Source organism: Micromonospora fluostatini, from assembly GCF_050410825.1.
GTDB lineage: Bacteria > Actinomycetota > Actinomycetes > Mycobacteriales > Micromonosporaceae > Micromonospora > Micromonospora rosaria.
Map to the genome: position 1 here is coordinate 1,433,706 of NZ_CP191251.1, position 13,905 is coordinate 1,447,610.

The window sequence follows — 13,905 nt, forward strand, 5'->3', positions numbered from 1 at the left end:
GCGGCAGACATGACTGTGCACACCCGTACCGCGCTGGTCATCGGGGGCGGCGTCGCCGGCCCGGTGGTCGCGACGGCCCTGCGCCGGGCCGGCGTCGAGGCCACCGTCTACGAGGCGTACGACAGCGCCGCCGACGGGGTCGGGGGCGGGCTGAGCATCGCGCCCAACGGGCAGGACGCGTTGGACGCGATCGGGCTCGGTGGCGTCGTCCGGGAGGTCGGCCGGCCGCTGGCGGGCACGGTGCTGCGTAGCTGGAAGGGCGCGGTGCTGGGCGAGATCTCGGTCCCGCCCGGCCTGCCCGAGCTGCGCTTCGTCTGGCGCGCCGAGCTCAGTCGCGGGCTGCGTGACGCGGCGGCCGGGCACGGCGTGCGCACCGTGTACGGCAAGCGGTTGGAGCGGATCGAGCAGGACGGGGAGCGGGTGACCGCCCACTTCGCCGACGGCACCAGCGCCAGCGCCGACGTGCTGGTCGGCGCGGACGGCATCCGCTCCACCGTGCGCCGGCTGATCGACCCGGCCGCGCCCCGGCCGGAGTACGCCGGGCTGCTCGGCTTCGCCGCCGCGGTGGCCGACACCGGGATGGCCCCCACCGGCCGGCGGCTGAACATCAGCTACGGCCGGCGGGCCTCCTGCGGCTACCTGGTGTACGACGACTCCTCGGGCGGGTGGTTCATGAACCTCCCGCACCGGGAGCCGATGACGGTGGCCCAGGCCCGCGCGGTCGGCACCGACCAGTGGCTGCGGACCCTGCGGGAGGCGGTGGCCGACGACCGGTCGGCGGCGCCCGAGCTGCTGCGCCGCACCGATCCGGCCGACCTGCTGATCACCGGGCCGTTGGAGACGCTCAGCACGGTCCCGACCTGGAGTCGGGGCCGGGTGGTGCTGGTCGGGGACGCGGTGCACGCGACCTCGCCCAGCGCCGGGCAGGGCGCCTCGCTGGCCTTCGAGAGCTCCGTGCAACTGGCCCGGTGCCTGCGCGACCTGCCGTACGCCGAGGCGTTCGCCGCGTACGAGGGGTTGCGCCGGGAGCGGGTGGAACGGATCATCGCGGCGGCGGCCCGGACCAACCGGAACAAGGCCAACGCGTCGGCCCGGATCGTGCGGGACGTCCTGCTGCCGATCACCATGCGGATCGCGATGAAAATGCTGCGACCTGGCAAGATGACGTGGCAGTTCGACCACCACATCGACTGGGACGCGCCGGTGCCCGGCACTGTCCCGGTCCGGGCGGGCGGCGCCTAGTCGCCGCTTTTCCGGCGTTCATTTCAACAAGAGTTATATCGTTGTTTCATCTTCAGGCGAGGCGTGGCCGTCGGCGATACGCCGAGGGCGTAAAGGATTGCCATCGGTGAGAGTCTTCCCGTACGGTGAATTTTCGCTCGATGACACGGTGGTCGCCGACAGCCACGTCTCCGGCCGCTGCGCCCTGCAGCGGACCTGCATCCCTCGGGAGTAGACATGAAAGCTGGCGTGGTGGTCGTGGGTGCCGGACCGGTCGGGCTGATGCTCGCGGGTGAACTACGGCTCGGAGGTGCCGACGTCGCCGTCTACGACCGGCTTCCCGCCCCGTCGGGGGAATCCCGCGCGCTCGGGTTCACCCGGCGCGTGGCCGAGGTGTTCGACCAGCGCGGGCTGCTCGCCCGCTTCGGCGAGCTGCGCCAGGGCCAGCAGGGCCACTTCGGTGGCGTGCGGATCGACCTCGGCGCGCTGCCGGAGAGCCACCACGGCGTGCTCGGCCTGCCGCAGTCGCGGACCGAGAGCATGCTGACCGAGTGGTTGACCGAGCTGGGCGTGCCGATCCACCGTGGACACACCCTCGTCGACCTGCGCCAGAGCGCCGACGAGGTGGTCCTCACCCTGGACGGGCCGCAGGGCCGGCACGAGGTCACCACCGGCTACGTCGTCGGGTGCGACGGCGGGCGGAGCACCGTCCGGGCGGTGGGCGGCTTCGACGCGCCGCGCACCGTGCCCTCCCGGGGCATGTACATGGCCGACATCACCGGCGTGGAGGTGCGCCAGCGCCCCATCGGCGAGCGCATCCCCGGCGGCCACATGGTGCTGTCGGTCAGCCTCGGCGACGGGTACTACCGCATCCTCGTCCACGACAAGGGGCTGCGCCCGCCCGCGGACGCCGCCCCGCCCGCGTACGCCGAGGTCGCCGACGCCTGGCAGCGGATGACCGGTGAGTCCCTGCACGGCGCGACCGCCCGGTGGACCGCCGCCTTCGACAACTCCAGCGTCCTGGCCACCGAGTACCGGCGCGGCCGGGTGCTGCTGGCCGGTGACGCCGCCCACGACACCCCGCCGCTGGCGGGCTGGGGCCTGAGCACCGGCATCCAGGACGCGGTGAACCTCGGCTGGAAGCTCGCCGCCGTGGCCACCGGCCGGGCCGGCGACGACCTCCTCGACACCTACCACGCCGAGCGGCACCCGCTCGGCACGCAGCTCGTGCGCAACACCCACGCCGCGTCCCAGCTCTACCTCAGCGGGGACGAGATGGAGCCGGTCCGCGCCGTGCTGCGGGAACTCGTGGACGGCGGCAGTGCCGCCCGCCACCTCGCCGGAATGGTCAGCGGGATCACCGTCCGCTACGACCTGGGTGCCGGTGAGCACCCCCTGCTGGGCCTGCGTATGCCGCCCGACCGCGAGCTGGAGCTCGTCGGGGGCGGCCGGGTCCGCATCGCCGAACTGCTCCGCGCCGGTCGCGGCGTGCTGGTCGACACCGAGCCGGAGGGAGCCGCGGCCACGCTGGGCGCGGACTGGTCGGACCGGGTCGACGTGGTCAGCGGGGCCTGGGTGCCGGCCGCCACGGCTGGCGCCGACGGTCCGCTGGACGCGGTCCTGATCCGGCCGGACGGCCATGTCGCCTGGGCCTCACCCGGTGGGGGCGACCTGGCCGACGCGCTGAGCCGGTGGTTCGGGGCGTCCCGGGCGGTGGTGGCCGCGTGAACCGGGGCGGCCGGCCGCAGGTCGGGGCCGGCGGAGCAGAAGTAAACCACATTGGAACGGGAGACCCATGACGCAATCAAACCTGCCCATCCTGGTCACCGGCGGTACCGGTACCCTCGGTGGCCACGTCCTGCCGCAGTTGCGGGAGGCCGGTCGCCAGCTGCGGGTGATCAGCCGCCGGGACCGCCAGCCCTCCGACGGCGTCGAGTACGTGTCCGGTGACCTGCTCAAGGGCGAGGGGATCGAGCGGGCCGTCGACGGTGTCCACACCGTCCTGCACATGGCCGGTGGGCCCAAGGGCGACGACCAGGTCGCCCGGAACCTCATGCGGGCCGCGGCCAAGGCCGGCGTGCAGTACGTCGTGTACATCTCGGTGATCGGCGCCGACAAGGTGCCGCTCGGCTACTTCCAGGCCAAGTACGGCGCCGAGCAGGCCGTCGCCGAGTCGGGTATCCCGTACACCACGCTGCGGGCCGCGCAGTTCCACGACCTCGTCTACACCGTGGTGTCGAAGATGGGCGGCATGCCGATCGTGCCGGCGCCCAAGGTGATCCGGTTCCAGCCGGTCGACTCGCGCGACGTGGCGGACCGGCTGGTGGAGCTGACCCTCGGCACCCCGGCCGGCCTGGTGCCGGACATCGCCGGCCCGACGGTCTACCCGATGGCCGACCTGATCCGCAGCTACCTCGCGGCCAAGGGCAAGAGCCGTCCGTTCCTGCCGGTCCCGGTGCCCGGCAAGCCCGGCAAGGCGTACCGCAACGGGGACAACCTCACCCTCGAGGGCGCGCTGATCGGCAAGCGCACCTGGGAGCAGTTCCTGGCGGAGAAGCTGCGCTGACCGTCCGGCGGCACACCTGAAACGGCCCGGGTCGAGGATCTCGACCCGGGCCGCTTCGTACGTGCCGTCAGGCGTCAGGCGTCACGGCAGGCGGAGCTTGATGACCTCGCCCTGGCCGGCCTGCAGGCCCTTGTTGGAGACGTAGATGTCCGACCCGGCGACCGTGATGCCGGTCGGCGAGACGATCCCGGTGCTGTACGTCGTCCGGGAGCCGTTGGCCTCGACCCGGATGACCGCGCCCTGGCTGGGCGGGAACATCGCGCCGCTGGTGTGCATCGAGGTGACCAGCAGCCGGCCCTGGCTGTCGAACGCCAGGTCGGTCAGGAGCGAGAAGCCGTCGGCGTACACGGTCGGGGCCTGGCCCGGCACCACCCGGTAGACCCGGGCGCTACCCGGCCGGGCGCTGATCTCCGAGACGTACAGGGCGCCGTCCGGGCCGACCTCGACCGCGGTGGGGGCGCTCTGCACGACCTGGCCGTTGACCACCTTGGTGGGCAGCGCCGCGATCGTCTGGATGACGTTGTTCGGGCGCACCCAGAGCAGCGAGTTGGCCCCGGCGTCCACGACGGCGTACCCGTCGCCGTACGCGGTCATGCCGTACGGGTTGGACTCCTTCTCCGCGCCGGCCGGCGCGCCCGCGCCGCCGTCGGGGTTGTTCTGCACCTCGTACACGCCGAAGTCGGCGCCGAGCTGCGCGGTCGGCGGCAGGGCCGGCGGGTAGTGCACCAGCCGGCCCATCTCCGGGCCGTGCACACCGAACGGGTTGGCCCCGGTCACCGGGTCCACCCCGGAGGCCAGGTTCGACATGACCACGGACAGTTCGCCGTTGTTGATGGCCAGGTCGGCCGGGCCGACCGCGTAGCCGCCGTCGGACTGGTTGGCCAGCGAGGGCAGCCCCGAGATGAGCGGGTACTTGAGCCCGGGGCCGACCAGGGTGATCGAGCCGGTGCGACCGAGGCACTGGGTGGCGTTGGGGCACGTGAGGGTGCCGCCGTTGCCCGCCTCGGCGACCACGACGAAGCCGAAGCCGGCGACCAGGTGCCGCGGCCCGTTGAGGCCGGACGCGAGCACCGTCGCCTGCGGCGTGGTCCTCTTCGACGCGGAGACCGCCGACGCTGGCACGGTCGATGCCAACAGGGCCGCGCCGATCAGGACCGCTGCGGTCCGGAATAGCCTTCTCTTCATACTATTGATCGCTCCTTCGAGGAGTGCTGAACGAGACTGACCCGCCGGACACGTCGTGCCCGGCAGGCCGACCCGGTCGTCGGGGCCCGGCCCGGCGCACAGGCACCGGCACCGGCGCCGGCCGGGACGACCGGGGGTTCGGGGGTGGAACACGGTGGAGCCGGGTCGACCCCGGGAAGCCCACGCCTTCCCGGGGTCGACCCGGTTCAGGAGGCGGCGCCGGCGGTGACGCCGGTCGCCTCGGCGGCGGCGCGGGCCGCCTCGTCGTCGGCGCGACCGGCCTCCACCAGCTCACCGAGGGGGGTCAGCCGGAACGGCTCGTCGCCGGCCAGCTTCCAGTCGAAGCCCTTCGCGATCTCGAAGAGGTCCGCCTGGGTCAGCGCGCGACCCCGGTCGTGCTCGGCCTGCAGCGCGGTCGGGTGGTACAGCTCGTAGCCGCCCGGGGTGTGCAGGGTGAGGAAGTGCGCGTCCACGGTGGGCAGCGTGGCCCAGGTGTGCTCCGTGCCGCGGCTGATGTGCGCGAGCCCGCCGGGACCGATCTCGACGACCTTGCCGTCGACGTACATCAGGAGGGCGCCCTCGATGACGAAGTAGGTCTCCTCCGAGTTGGGGTGGGTGTGCAGCGGCGGACCGGCGGTCGCCGCCACGACCCGCGCCTCCACGAGGGAGCTGACCCCGTTGGTGGCGGAGGTGGGCAGGACGATCTCGAAGCCACGGCGGCCCGCAGGGCGATCCTCGGGCAGGACGATGGTGGTCATGCTTTCCTTCCGGACGACGTGATCGGAGCAGAGGGGTGCGGTCGGAACAGGGGGAGGTCAGCGCACCGGGTCGGGGGTGCGCTCCGCGGACCGGGTGTGCACCACGTGGTACGTGTTGACGATGTAGCGCGTGGTCACGGCGTCGATGCGCGCCTGCACCTTGCGCCGCGGCGCGGGCCACTGCTCGGCCGGGAAGTCCCGGAACTCCTCCCACTGCTCCCGCGAGTCCCACTGCGCGTACCGGACCACGAAGGAACCCTCGTAGCCGCGGGAGCCGATGCCCCGCATGACGGTGTGCGACCGGTAGCCGGGGACGTTGCCCAGCCACTTCATCGACGCGCCCAGGGCGTCGATCAGCTCGTCCTGCTTGTCGGCCTCGACACCGAAGAACTCGATGACGGTGTAGTCGCCGCGCTCCGGGTGCAGCTCCACGGTGCCGCCGAGCGAGGCGTGGGTCTGCGAGTAGACGACCTCGTTCTGCAGCAGCATCATCGACGTCGTGATCTCGGAGAACGTCGGGATCGTGGCGTGCTTGAACTTGTCGTCCTCGTAGCGCTGCATCAGGTCTTCGACGCTGCGCCACTGGATGAAGTTGGCCGTCCCGAGCTTTTCCTGGCCGCTGTGGACGGTGCTGGAGATCCAGCCCGGGAATGCGGCGGTGTCCACGATCGCGCGCATTTCGTCGAGCAGGCGGTCCTGCTTTTCCGGCGCATCCGTGGTGAACACGTTGAGGACGGTGAGGTACCGGTCCTCCGGCGATACCTTGGGCATGCTTCTCCTCGTTCTCGTGAGCGGAAAGCTGGCGGAGCGGGTCAGCGGGACGGGCCGAACCAGCGCGACAGGGCCTCGTCGAGCCCGGTCGCTCCGGCGCCGGCCGGCGCGACCCAGGCGACGTAGCCGTCCGGGCGGACCAGGACGGCGTCCAGGCCGTGGAACGGGTCGTCCGGGTCGGTGGTGTGCGGCGTGGCGCGGACCACGTCGACCCGGTCGGTCCAGCCGGTGGCGGCCTGCGGGCCGGTGGTGTCGTCGCCGAACGCGAACAGCACGCCCCGGCCCCGGTGGAGCTGCTCGAACGTCGTGCTCTTGCCGGAGCCGTCGAACTCGCCGACCAGCTCCTGGTTCGGGATCCGCCGGCCGAGCAGCGGGTGCTCGCCCGCGCCGACGTCGTACCGGATGTCCAGGCCGGTGACCATCCCGACCAGGTGCTCCTGGACGTCCGGGTACCGCACCAGCTCGCCGAGGAGCTCGCGCAGCGGCTGCATCGCCTCGCCGCCCAGGTAGAGCCAGCGCTGCGCGAGGGTGTTCATCACCACCCGCCCGTCGACCGGGTGCCGCTCGGTGTGGTACGTGTCGAGCAGGCCCTCCGGCGCGTGGCCGTGGATCTCGGCGGCCAGCTTCCAGCCCAGGTTGACCGCGTCCTGGATGCCCGCGCTCATGCCCTGGCCGCCGATCGGCATGTGGATGTGCGCGGCGTCGCCGGCGAGCAGGATCCGGCCGCGCCGGTACTCGGCGGCCTGCCGGCTGGAGTCGGTGAACCAGCTCACCCAGAGCGGCTTGCCGCCCCGGATGTCCTCGCCGGTCAGCCGCTCGAAGGCGTCGGCGACCTCGGCGAAGGTCGGCGGCTCGGTGGAGTTGCGCAGGCCGGTCGCGTGCTCGAAGACGACCACCCGCTGGGCCACCGGGCCCAGCGGCAGCACCATCACCATGCCGCCCGGCACCAGCTCGCCGGAGAAGCGCAGGCGCAGGTCGCAGCCGGCCACGTCGGCCAGCCACATCTCCATGGTGGGGTCGGTGCCCGGGAAGTCGATCCCGGCGGCCTTGCGGACCGTGCTGCGCGCCCCGTCGGCGCCGACCAGGTACTTCGCCCGCAGGGTCTGCTCGCCGTCGGCGGTGCGGACGACGACCGCGACACCCGCGCCGTCGTCGTCGATCGAGACGACCTCCTGGCCCCGGCGCAGCTCGGCGCCGAGCTCGACCGCCCGTTGGGCCAGCATGCCCTCGGTGCGCGACTGCGGGATACCGCGGGCGCCGTACGAGCCGCCCTTGATCACCCGGTAGTCGAGGGGCACGCCGCCGAAGTGTCCGAACGGGATCGTACCGACCTCACCGAAGCGCGCCAGCAGGCCGCGCTGGTCGAACTCCTCGATCGTGCGGGCCGAGAAACCCAGGGCGCGCGACTGCTGCATGGGCTCGGCGAGTCGATCCAGCACAATGGTCGAAACGTTGTTGAGCCGCAATTCGCCGGCGAGCATCAGGCCGGTCGGTCCGGCTCCTACGATGATGACTTCCGCATCGATTGTGTTCATCACGACCTTCCCGGTGGCATGTGTCCAGAAGTATTGCGACGGCGTCTCGTTCCCGTAAAGGGTTGCCGCTACAGGGCTTCGACAACTACGTCAAATCTTCGACAAGAAGCCGGGTCGGCGGCGATTCAGACGTTGAGCCCGCGGATCCGCGTGACCGCGATCTCGACGACCACGCGATCGGGGAATTCCGGTGCCGGCGCCCGGTACCGCAGGCCGTACCGGCGGGCCCCCTCGGCGACCCGCGCCGGGTCGGTCCGGACCGTGGCGGCCCCCTCCAGGGTCACCCAGCGGAAGCCGGCGGTCTGGCAGAGCACCGCGTGGCTGCCCGGCCTCGCGAGCAGGTTGCGGACCTTGCGGGTGCCCGCCCGGGTGAGGACCCGGGCCAGGCCGGACGTGGGATCCCAGGTGAACCGCACCGGTGCCACGTGCGGCCGTCCGTCGGGCCGCAGGGTGGTGAACGCGGCCACGTGGTCCTCGGCCAGGAACGCCTCGACCGCCGTGTCCACCGTGGTCGGTGTGGCTCGCATGCAGGTTCTCCCGTCGTCCGTACCGGCACTGCGCCGGCCCTGTCCGATCGCACCATCCGTGCCGCTTGACGCGAATGCCGGAAACTCCGAACGTTCGTACAACAGAAGAACGCCGATATTGAAACAACCATTTAACCATATAGGAGACTGGCTTTGTCTCGGTACACTCGACCCGGTCCGGAGGGGGCCGGGCATCGGGGGGAACCGTGGGGGCGGTTTCTTCTATTCGGCCTGCCCGAGGGCGTCGTATTCCATCCGATCGGACACATTGGGGTACGCGTGAACGATAGGCCGCAGAACGTAAGCACTGTGATCGCGTCGCCGCCCGATGCATTGCGGATCCTCGTCGTGGAGAAGGACCTCCGGGACATGGAGGCGCTCGCCCGCGGGCTGCGTCGGCACGGGCACGACGTGCGGCACGCCGCGACGGGGGAGGAGGCGCTGTCCTCCTACCAGGACACCGATCTGGTCCTGCTCGACCTGGAGCTGACCGATCTGGACGGGCTCGGCGTGTGTCGGGGGATCAGGGCGGCCTGCGGGGTGCCCATCATCGCCGTGACCGCCCTCGGCAGTGAACTGGACCGGGTGCTCGGCCTGCAGGCCGGCGCGGACGACTACGTGGTCAAGCCGTACGGGTTCCGCGAGCTGATGGCCCGGATCGAGGCGGTGATGCGGCGGGCCCGGCCGCTGCGCGTCAACGACGACGTGCTGCTGCGCGGGCCGCTGCGCATCGACGCGCGGTCGCGGGAGGTCAGCGTGCACGGGCGGCGCGTCGACGTCACCCGCAAGGAGTTCGACCTGCTCTGCCTGCTGGCGTCGGCCCCGGACACGGTCATCCCACGCCGGCAGATCATGTGCGAGGTGTGGGGCGACACCTGGTCGCGCCGCACGGTCGACACGCACGTGAGCAGCCTGCGCAACAAGCTCGGCAACAGTGACTGGATCATCACGGTGCGCGGGGTCGGGTTCCGGCTCGGCGACCTGGCCCAGGTGTGAGTCTGTCCGGGGGGACCACGACGCGCTCGACCACGCGATTTTGCACAGCTCTGACAGAAGTCTTGGCATAGACCTGACAGAATTTGTATTTCACCGTCTTGAACGGCCCTGACGATTCTTGCGAACCTGGTTCGCAGATATCCCGGACGTGTCGCCGAAATGCGCTGACGCCATTTCGGCCGACCGTATCACCCGCAGAGTCAGGAGTCCGGTCGTGGACACGGTCGTCCCCGCCAACCACGGTCGGGCCACGGTACCCGGTCCGCCCCGGGCCGGACCGCGCACCGGGCCGGGGCGGGTCCGGCGTGCGGCCGGGTCCGGGCACCGCCGTCCGCGCGTTCTGGAGTCGAGCCGATCCGGAAGGAAGAACTCCATGCACAGCACACTGATCGTGGCACGGATGGACCCGGCGTCCAGCCGCGACGTCGCCGAGCTGTTCGCCGGCTTCGACGCCGGTGAGATGCCGCACCGGATGGGCACCCGCCGACGTCAGCTCTTCAGCTACCGCGGCCTCTACTTCCACCTGCAGGACTTCGACGACGAGGACGGCGGTGAGCGGATCCAGCGGGTCCGCAACGACCCCCGCTTCGTCCAGATCAGCGAGGACCTCAAGCCCTTCATCGAGGCGTACGACCCGCAGACCTGGCGGTCGCCGGCCGACGCGATGGCGACCCGCTTCTACACCTGGGAGGGCTCGGCGTGACCGAGAGGCGAGTTGTCATCACCGGCATCGAGGTGCTGGCCCCCGGCGGTGCCGGAACGAAGGACTTCTGGAGCCTGCTCACCGACGGCCGCACCGCGACCCGGACCATCACCTTCTTCGACCCGGCGCCGTTCCGGTCCCAGGTCGCCGCCGAGATCGACTTCGACCCCGAGCAGCACGGCCTGACCCCGCAGGAGATCCGGCGGATGGACCGGGCCGCCCAGTTCGCCGTGGTCGCCGCCCGGGGGGCGGTCGCCGACAGCGGACTGGCCTTCGACAACGTCGACGAGCACCGCACCGGGGTCGCCATCGGCAGCGCGGTCGGCGCGACCATGTCGCTGGACCAGGAGTACCGGGTGGTCAGCGACGGTGGCCGGCTGCACGAGGTCGACCACACCTACGCGGTGCCGCACCTCTACGACTACCTGGTGCCCAGCTCGTTCGCGGCCGAGGTGGCGTGGGCGGTCGGCGCGCAGGGACCGGCCACGGTGATCTCCACCGGCTGCACGTCCGGCATCGACTCGGTCGGCTACGCCGTCGAGCTGATCCGGGAGGGCAGCGCCGACGTGATGGTCGCCGGGGCCACCGACGCGCCGATCTCACCCATCACCATGGCCTGCTTCGACGCCATCAAGGCCACCTCGCCCCGGCGGGAGCAGCCGGAGACCGCGTCCCGGCCGTTCGACGCCACCCGCAACGGCTTCGTGCTGGGCGAGGGGACGGCGGTGTTCGTGCTGGAGGAGCTGGAGAGCGCCCGGCGGCGCGGCGCGCACATCTACGCCGAGATCGCCGGCTACGCCACCCGCAGCAACGCCTTCCACATGACCGGGCTGCGACCGGACGGCAAGGAGATGGCCGAGGCGATCCGGACCGCGCTGGGCGAGGCCCGCCTGAACCCCGAGGACATCGACTACATCAACGCCCACGGCTCCGGCACCAAGCAGAACGACCGGCACGAGACCGCCGCGTTCAAGGACAGCCTGGGCGAGCACGCGTACCGGACCCCGGTCAGCTCGATCAAGTCGATGGTCGGGCACTCCTTGGGCGCGATCGGCGCCATCGAGATCGCCGCCTGCGCGCTGGCGATCGAGCACAACGTCGTGCCGCCGACCGCGAACCTGCACAACCCGGACCCGGAGTGCGACCTGGACTACGTGCCGCTGACCGCCCGCGAGCACCGCACCGACGCGGTCCTCACCGTGGGCAGTGGGTTCGGCGGCTTCCAGAGCGCGATGGTGCTCACCGGACCCGGACGGAGGCCGTGATGACGGACCCGGTGGTGGTGACCGGCCTCGGCATCGTCTCGCCGACCGGCCTCGGTACGGCGCCGTACTGGTCGGCGACCCGGCGCGGGGTGAGCGGGATCGGCCCGATCACCCGCTTCGAGGCGGACGGCTACCCGGCCCGACTGGCCGGCGAGATCAGTGGCTTCGTCGCCGGGGAGCACCTGCCCGGCCGGCTGCTGCCGCAGACCGACCGGATGACCCAGCTCGCGCTGGTCGCCGGTGACTGGGCGCTGGCCGACGCCGGGATCACCCCGGCCGACCTGCCGGCGTTCGACATGGGCGTCTGCACGGCCAGCGCGCAGGGCGGCTTCGAGTTCGGCCAGAACGAGCTGCGCAACCTGTGGAGCCAGGGCAGCCGCTACGTCAGCGCGTACCAGTCGTTCGCCTGGTTCTACGCGGTCAACAGCGGGCAGATCTCCATCCGCAACGGGATGAAGGGCCCCAGCGGCGTGGTCGTCAGCGACCAGGCCGGCGGCCTGGACGCGGTGGCCAACGCCCGCCGGCAGGTCCGCAAGGGCACCGCGGTGATGGTCACCGGGGCGGTGGACGCCTCCCTGTGCCCGTGGGGCTGGGTGGCGCAGCTCGCCAGCCGGCGACTGAGCACCAGCGACGACCCGGACCGGGCGTACCTGCCGTTCGACGAGCGGGCCAACGGCCACGTCCCCGGTGAGGGCGGCGCCATCCTGGTGATGGAGCGCGCCAGCCGCGCGGTGGCCCGGGGCGCCCACGTGTACGGGCAGGTCGCCGGGTACGGCGCCACCTTCGACCCGGCGCCCGGCAGCGGCGGCCGACCCGGCCTGGCGCGGGCGATCCGGCTGGCCCTGGCCGAGGCGGACGTGCCGCCGGAGAACGTCGACGTGGTCTTCGCCGACGCCGCCGGCATCCCCGAGCTGGACCAGGCGGAGGCCGACGCGATCACCGAGGTCTTCGGCCCGTACGGGGTGCCGGTGACCGCGCCGAAGACCATGACCGGCCGGCTCTACTCCGGGGCCGCCCCGCTGGACCTGGCGGCGGCGCTGCTCGCCATGGACGAGGGCCTGATCCCGCAGACGGTGAACGTCACCCCCGCCGAGCGGTACCGGCTGGACCTGGTGACCGACCACCCCCGGGCCGCCCAGCTGTGCAGCGCGCTGGTCCTGGCGCGCGGCTACGGCGGTTTCAACTCGGCCGTGCTGCTGCGCTCCGGCTACCCGCAGCGGGTCGCCGGCGCGCGCTGACCACGGCTCACCGACGCCGCGTACGACAACGAGAGGAAGACCATGACCGACCGTCAGTTCACCGTCGACGACCTGCACCGGATCCTGGTGGAGGGGGCCGGCGAGACCGAGGGCGGCGCCCTCGGCCCGGACACCATCGACACCACGTTCGACGAGCTCGGCTACGAGTCCATCGCCCTGCTGGAGACCGGCAGCCGGATCGAGCGGGAGTTCGGCGTCAGTCTCAGCGACGAGGACGTGATGGACTCCCGGACCCCACGGGGCCTGATCGAGGCGGTCAACACCCGCCTCGGCACCACCAGCGGCGCAGCGGTCTGAGGGGGAACGCCACATGTCCACGCAGCAGAAGGTCGCCCTGGTCACCGGCGCCACCAGCGGAATCGGCCTGGCCACCGCGCGCCTGCTGGCCCAGCAGGGGCACCAGGTCTTCATCGGGGCCCGGACCGAGGAGAACGTCACCGCCACCGTCAAGGAGCTCACCGAGGAGGGGCTGACCGTGGCCGGCGCCGCGGTCGACGTGCGCTCCACCGAGTCGGTGCGCGCCTTCGTCCGCGCCGCGGTCGACCGGTTCGGCCCGATCGGGGTGCTGGTCAACAACGCCGGCCGCAGCGGTGGCGGGGTCACCGCCGACATCGCCGAGGAACTCTGGCTCGACGTGGTGGACACCAACCTCAACAGCGTCTTCCGGGTCACCGTCGAGGTGCTCAACGCCGGCGGGATGCGGGAGCGCGGCTGGGGCCGGGTCATCAACATCGCCTCCACCGCGGGCAAGCAGGGCGTGGTGCTCGGCGCGCCGTACTCGGCCTCCAAGCACGGCGTCGTCGGCTTCACCAAGGCGCTCGGCAACGAGTTGGCACCGACCGGCATCACCGTCAACGCGGTCTGCCCCGGCTACGTCGAGACGCCGATGGCCCAGCGGGTGCGGCAGGGGTACGCGGCCGTGCACGGCGTCACCGAGGACGACATCCTCACCCGCTTCCAGGCCAAGATCCCGCTGGGCCGGTACAGCACCCCGGAGGAGGTCGCCGGCCTGGTCGGCTACCTCGCCTCGGACACCGCCGCCTCGATCACGTCGCAGGCGCTGAACGTCTGCGGCGGCCTCGGCAACTTCTGACCCCCACCACACCGAGGAGGGCTGGC

The 13,905-nt window shown here is 72.0% G+C and carries 14 protein-coding genes; 9 read left to right on the top strand and 5 right to left on the bottom strand.

Going from position 1 to position 13,905, the window contains the following annotated elements:
* The first annotated feature begins 9 nt into the window (after nt 1–9).
* From ACQUFX_RS06090 to ACQUFX_RS06100, 3 genes are all read left to right on the top strand, one after another.
* On the top strand, nt 10–1,242 hold the full coding sequence (locus tag ACQUFX_RS06090) for an FAD-dependent monooxygenase (protein WP_428965042.1): 1,233 nt from the start codon (nt 10–12) through the stop codon (nt 1,240–1,242).
* 216 nt (nt 1,243–1,458) lie between these two features.
* Nucleotides 1,459–2,949, top strand: a complete 1,491-nt coding sequence (locus tag ACQUFX_RS06095) for an FAD-dependent monooxygenase (protein ID WP_428965043.1) — start codon at nt 1,459–1,461, stop codon at nt 2,947–2,949.
* 67 nt (nt 2,950–3,016) lie between these two features.
* On the top strand, nt 3,017–3,787 hold the full coding sequence (locus ACQUFX_RS06100; RefSeq protein ID WP_428965044.1) for an SDR family oxidoreductase: 771 nt from the start codon (nt 3,017–3,019) through the stop codon (nt 3,785–3,787).
* An 81-nt stretch (nt 3,788–3,868) separates the two neighbouring features.
* Here the strand turns inward: ACQUFX_RS06100 and ACQUFX_RS06105 are convergent, their stop codons facing one another.
* From ACQUFX_RS06105 to ACQUFX_RS06125, 5 genes are all read right to left on the bottom strand, one after another.
* Nucleotides 3,869–4,972, bottom strand: a complete 1,104-nt coding sequence (locus ACQUFX_RS06105) for a ScyD/ScyE family protein (RefSeq protein ID WP_428965045.1) — start codon at nt 4,970–4,972, stop codon at nt 3,869–3,871.
* A 206-nt stretch (nt 4,973–5,178) separates the two neighbouring features.
* Entirely contained in the window at nt 5,179–5,730 is a 552-nt protein-coding gene (locus ACQUFX_RS06110) for a cupin domain-containing protein (RefSeq protein ID WP_428965046.1), read from the bottom strand.
* 57 nt (nt 5,731–5,787) lie between these two features.
* Entirely contained in the window at nt 5,788–6,501 is a 714-nt protein-coding gene (locus ACQUFX_RS06115; protein ID WP_067372370.1) for an antibiotic biosynthesis monooxygenase family protein, read from the bottom strand.
* A gap of 41 nt (nt 6,502–6,542) precedes the next feature.
* Nucleotides 6,543–8,036, bottom strand: coding sequence for an FAD-dependent monooxygenase (locus tag ACQUFX_RS06120; protein WP_428965047.1), 1,494 nt, complete (start codon nt 8,034–8,036; stop codon nt 6,543–6,545).
* A 125-nt stretch (nt 8,037–8,161) separates the two neighbouring features.
* On the bottom strand, nt 8,162–8,563 hold the full coding sequence (locus ACQUFX_RS06125; RefSeq protein ID WP_428965048.1) for a pyridoxamine 5'-phosphate oxidase family protein: 402 nt from the start codon (nt 8,561–8,563) through the stop codon (nt 8,162–8,164).
* Nucleotides 8,564–8,896: 333 nt separating this feature from the next.
* Here ACQUFX_RS06125 and ACQUFX_RS06130 point away from each other — a divergent pair, with 333 nt between their 5' ends.
* The 6 genes from ACQUFX_RS06130 (at nt 8,897) to fabG (ending at nt 13,879) form a co-directional block, all read left to right on the top strand.
* Nucleotides 8,897–9,559 carry a response regulator transcription factor gene (locus tag ACQUFX_RS06130; protein ID WP_428966874.1) on the top strand — a complete coding sequence of 221 codons (663 nt, stop codon included), beginning with the start codon at nt 8,897–8,899 and terminating at the stop codon, nt 9,557–9,559.
* A gap of 373 nt (nt 9,560–9,932) precedes the next feature.
* Entirely contained in the window at nt 9,933–10,262 is a 330-nt protein-coding gene (locus ACQUFX_RS06135) for a TcmI family type II polyketide cyclase (RefSeq protein WP_428965049.1), read from the top strand.
* On the top strand, nt 10,259–11,527 hold the full coding sequence (locus tag ACQUFX_RS06140) for a beta-ketoacyl-[acyl-carrier-protein] synthase family protein (protein WP_428965050.1): 1,269 nt from the start codon (nt 10,259–10,261) through the stop codon (nt 11,525–11,527). Before ACQUFX_RS06135 ends, ACQUFX_RS06140 begins: the two co-directional genes overlap by 4 nt.
* A complete protein-coding gene (locus ACQUFX_RS06145; protein ID WP_428965051.1) occupies nt 11,527–12,765 on the top strand; it encodes a ketosynthase chain-length factor in 1,239 nt (412 codons plus the stop codon). The genes ACQUFX_RS06140 and ACQUFX_RS06145 overlap by 1 nt, the downstream gene beginning before the upstream one ends.
* A gap of 42 nt (nt 12,766–12,807) precedes the next feature.
* Nucleotides 12,808–13,083, top strand: coding sequence for an acyl carrier protein (locus ACQUFX_RS06150; RefSeq protein ID WP_428965052.1), 276 nt, complete (start codon nt 12,808–12,810; stop codon nt 13,081–13,083).
* Nucleotides 13,084–13,096: 13 nt separating this feature from the next.
* Nucleotides 13,097–13,879 (top strand): 3-oxoacyl-ACP reductase FabG, encoded by a 783-nt coding sequence (gene fabG / locus ACQUFX_RS06155; RefSeq protein WP_428965053.1) that lies wholly within the window; start codon nt 13,097–13,099, stop codon nt 13,877–13,879.
* The last annotated feature ends 26 nt before the right edge of the window (nt 13,880–13,905 follow it).

What these genes read in the sequence shown, in the direction of transcription:
- ACQUFX_RS06090 (WP_428965042.1), top strand. Translation starts at nt 10, where the DNA reads ATGACTGTGCACACCCGTACCGCGCTGGTCATCGGGGGCGGCGTCGCC.
- ACQUFX_RS06095 (WP_428965043.1), top strand. Translation starts at nt 1,459, where the DNA reads ATGAAAGCTGGCGTGGTGGTCGTGGGTGCCGGACCGGTCGGGCTGATG.
- ACQUFX_RS06100 (WP_428965044.1), top strand. Translation starts at nt 3,017, where the DNA reads ATGACGCAATCAAACCTGCCCATCCTGGTCACCGGCGGTACCGGTACC.
- ACQUFX_RS06105 (WP_428965045.1), bottom strand. Translation starts at nt 4,972, where the DNA reads ATGAAGAGAAGGCTATTCCGGACCGCAGCGGTCCTGATCGGCGCGGCC.
- ACQUFX_RS06110 (WP_428965046.1), bottom strand. Translation starts at nt 5,730, where the DNA reads ATGACCACCATCGTCCTGCCCGAGGATCGCCCTGCGGGCCGCCGTGGC.
- ACQUFX_RS06115 (WP_067372370.1), bottom strand. Translation starts at nt 6,501, where the DNA reads ATGCCCAAGGTATCGCCGGAGGACCGGTACCTCACCGTCCTCAACGTG.
- ACQUFX_RS06120 (WP_428965047.1), bottom strand. Translation starts at nt 8,036, where the DNA reads ATGAACACAATCGATGCGGAAGTCATCATCGTAGGAGCCGGACCGACC.
- ACQUFX_RS06125 (WP_428965048.1), bottom strand. Translation starts at nt 8,563, where the DNA reads ATGCGAGCCACACCGACCACGGTGGACACGGCGGTCGAGGCGTTCCTG.
- ACQUFX_RS06135 (WP_428965049.1), top strand. Translation starts at nt 9,933, where the DNA reads ATGCACAGCACACTGATCGTGGCACGGATGGACCCGGCGTCCAGCCGC.
- ACQUFX_RS06145 (WP_428965051.1), top strand. Translation starts at nt 11,527, where the DNA reads ATGACGGACCCGGTGGTGGTGACCGGCCTCGGCATCGTCTCGCCGACC.
- ACQUFX_RS06150 (WP_428965052.1), top strand. Translation starts at nt 12,808, where the DNA reads ATGACCGACCGTCAGTTCACCGTCGACGACCTGCACCGGATCCTGGTG.
- fabG (WP_428965053.1), top strand. Translation starts at nt 13,097, where the DNA reads ATGTCCACGCAGCAGAAGGTCGCCCTGGTCACCGGCGCCACCAGCGGA.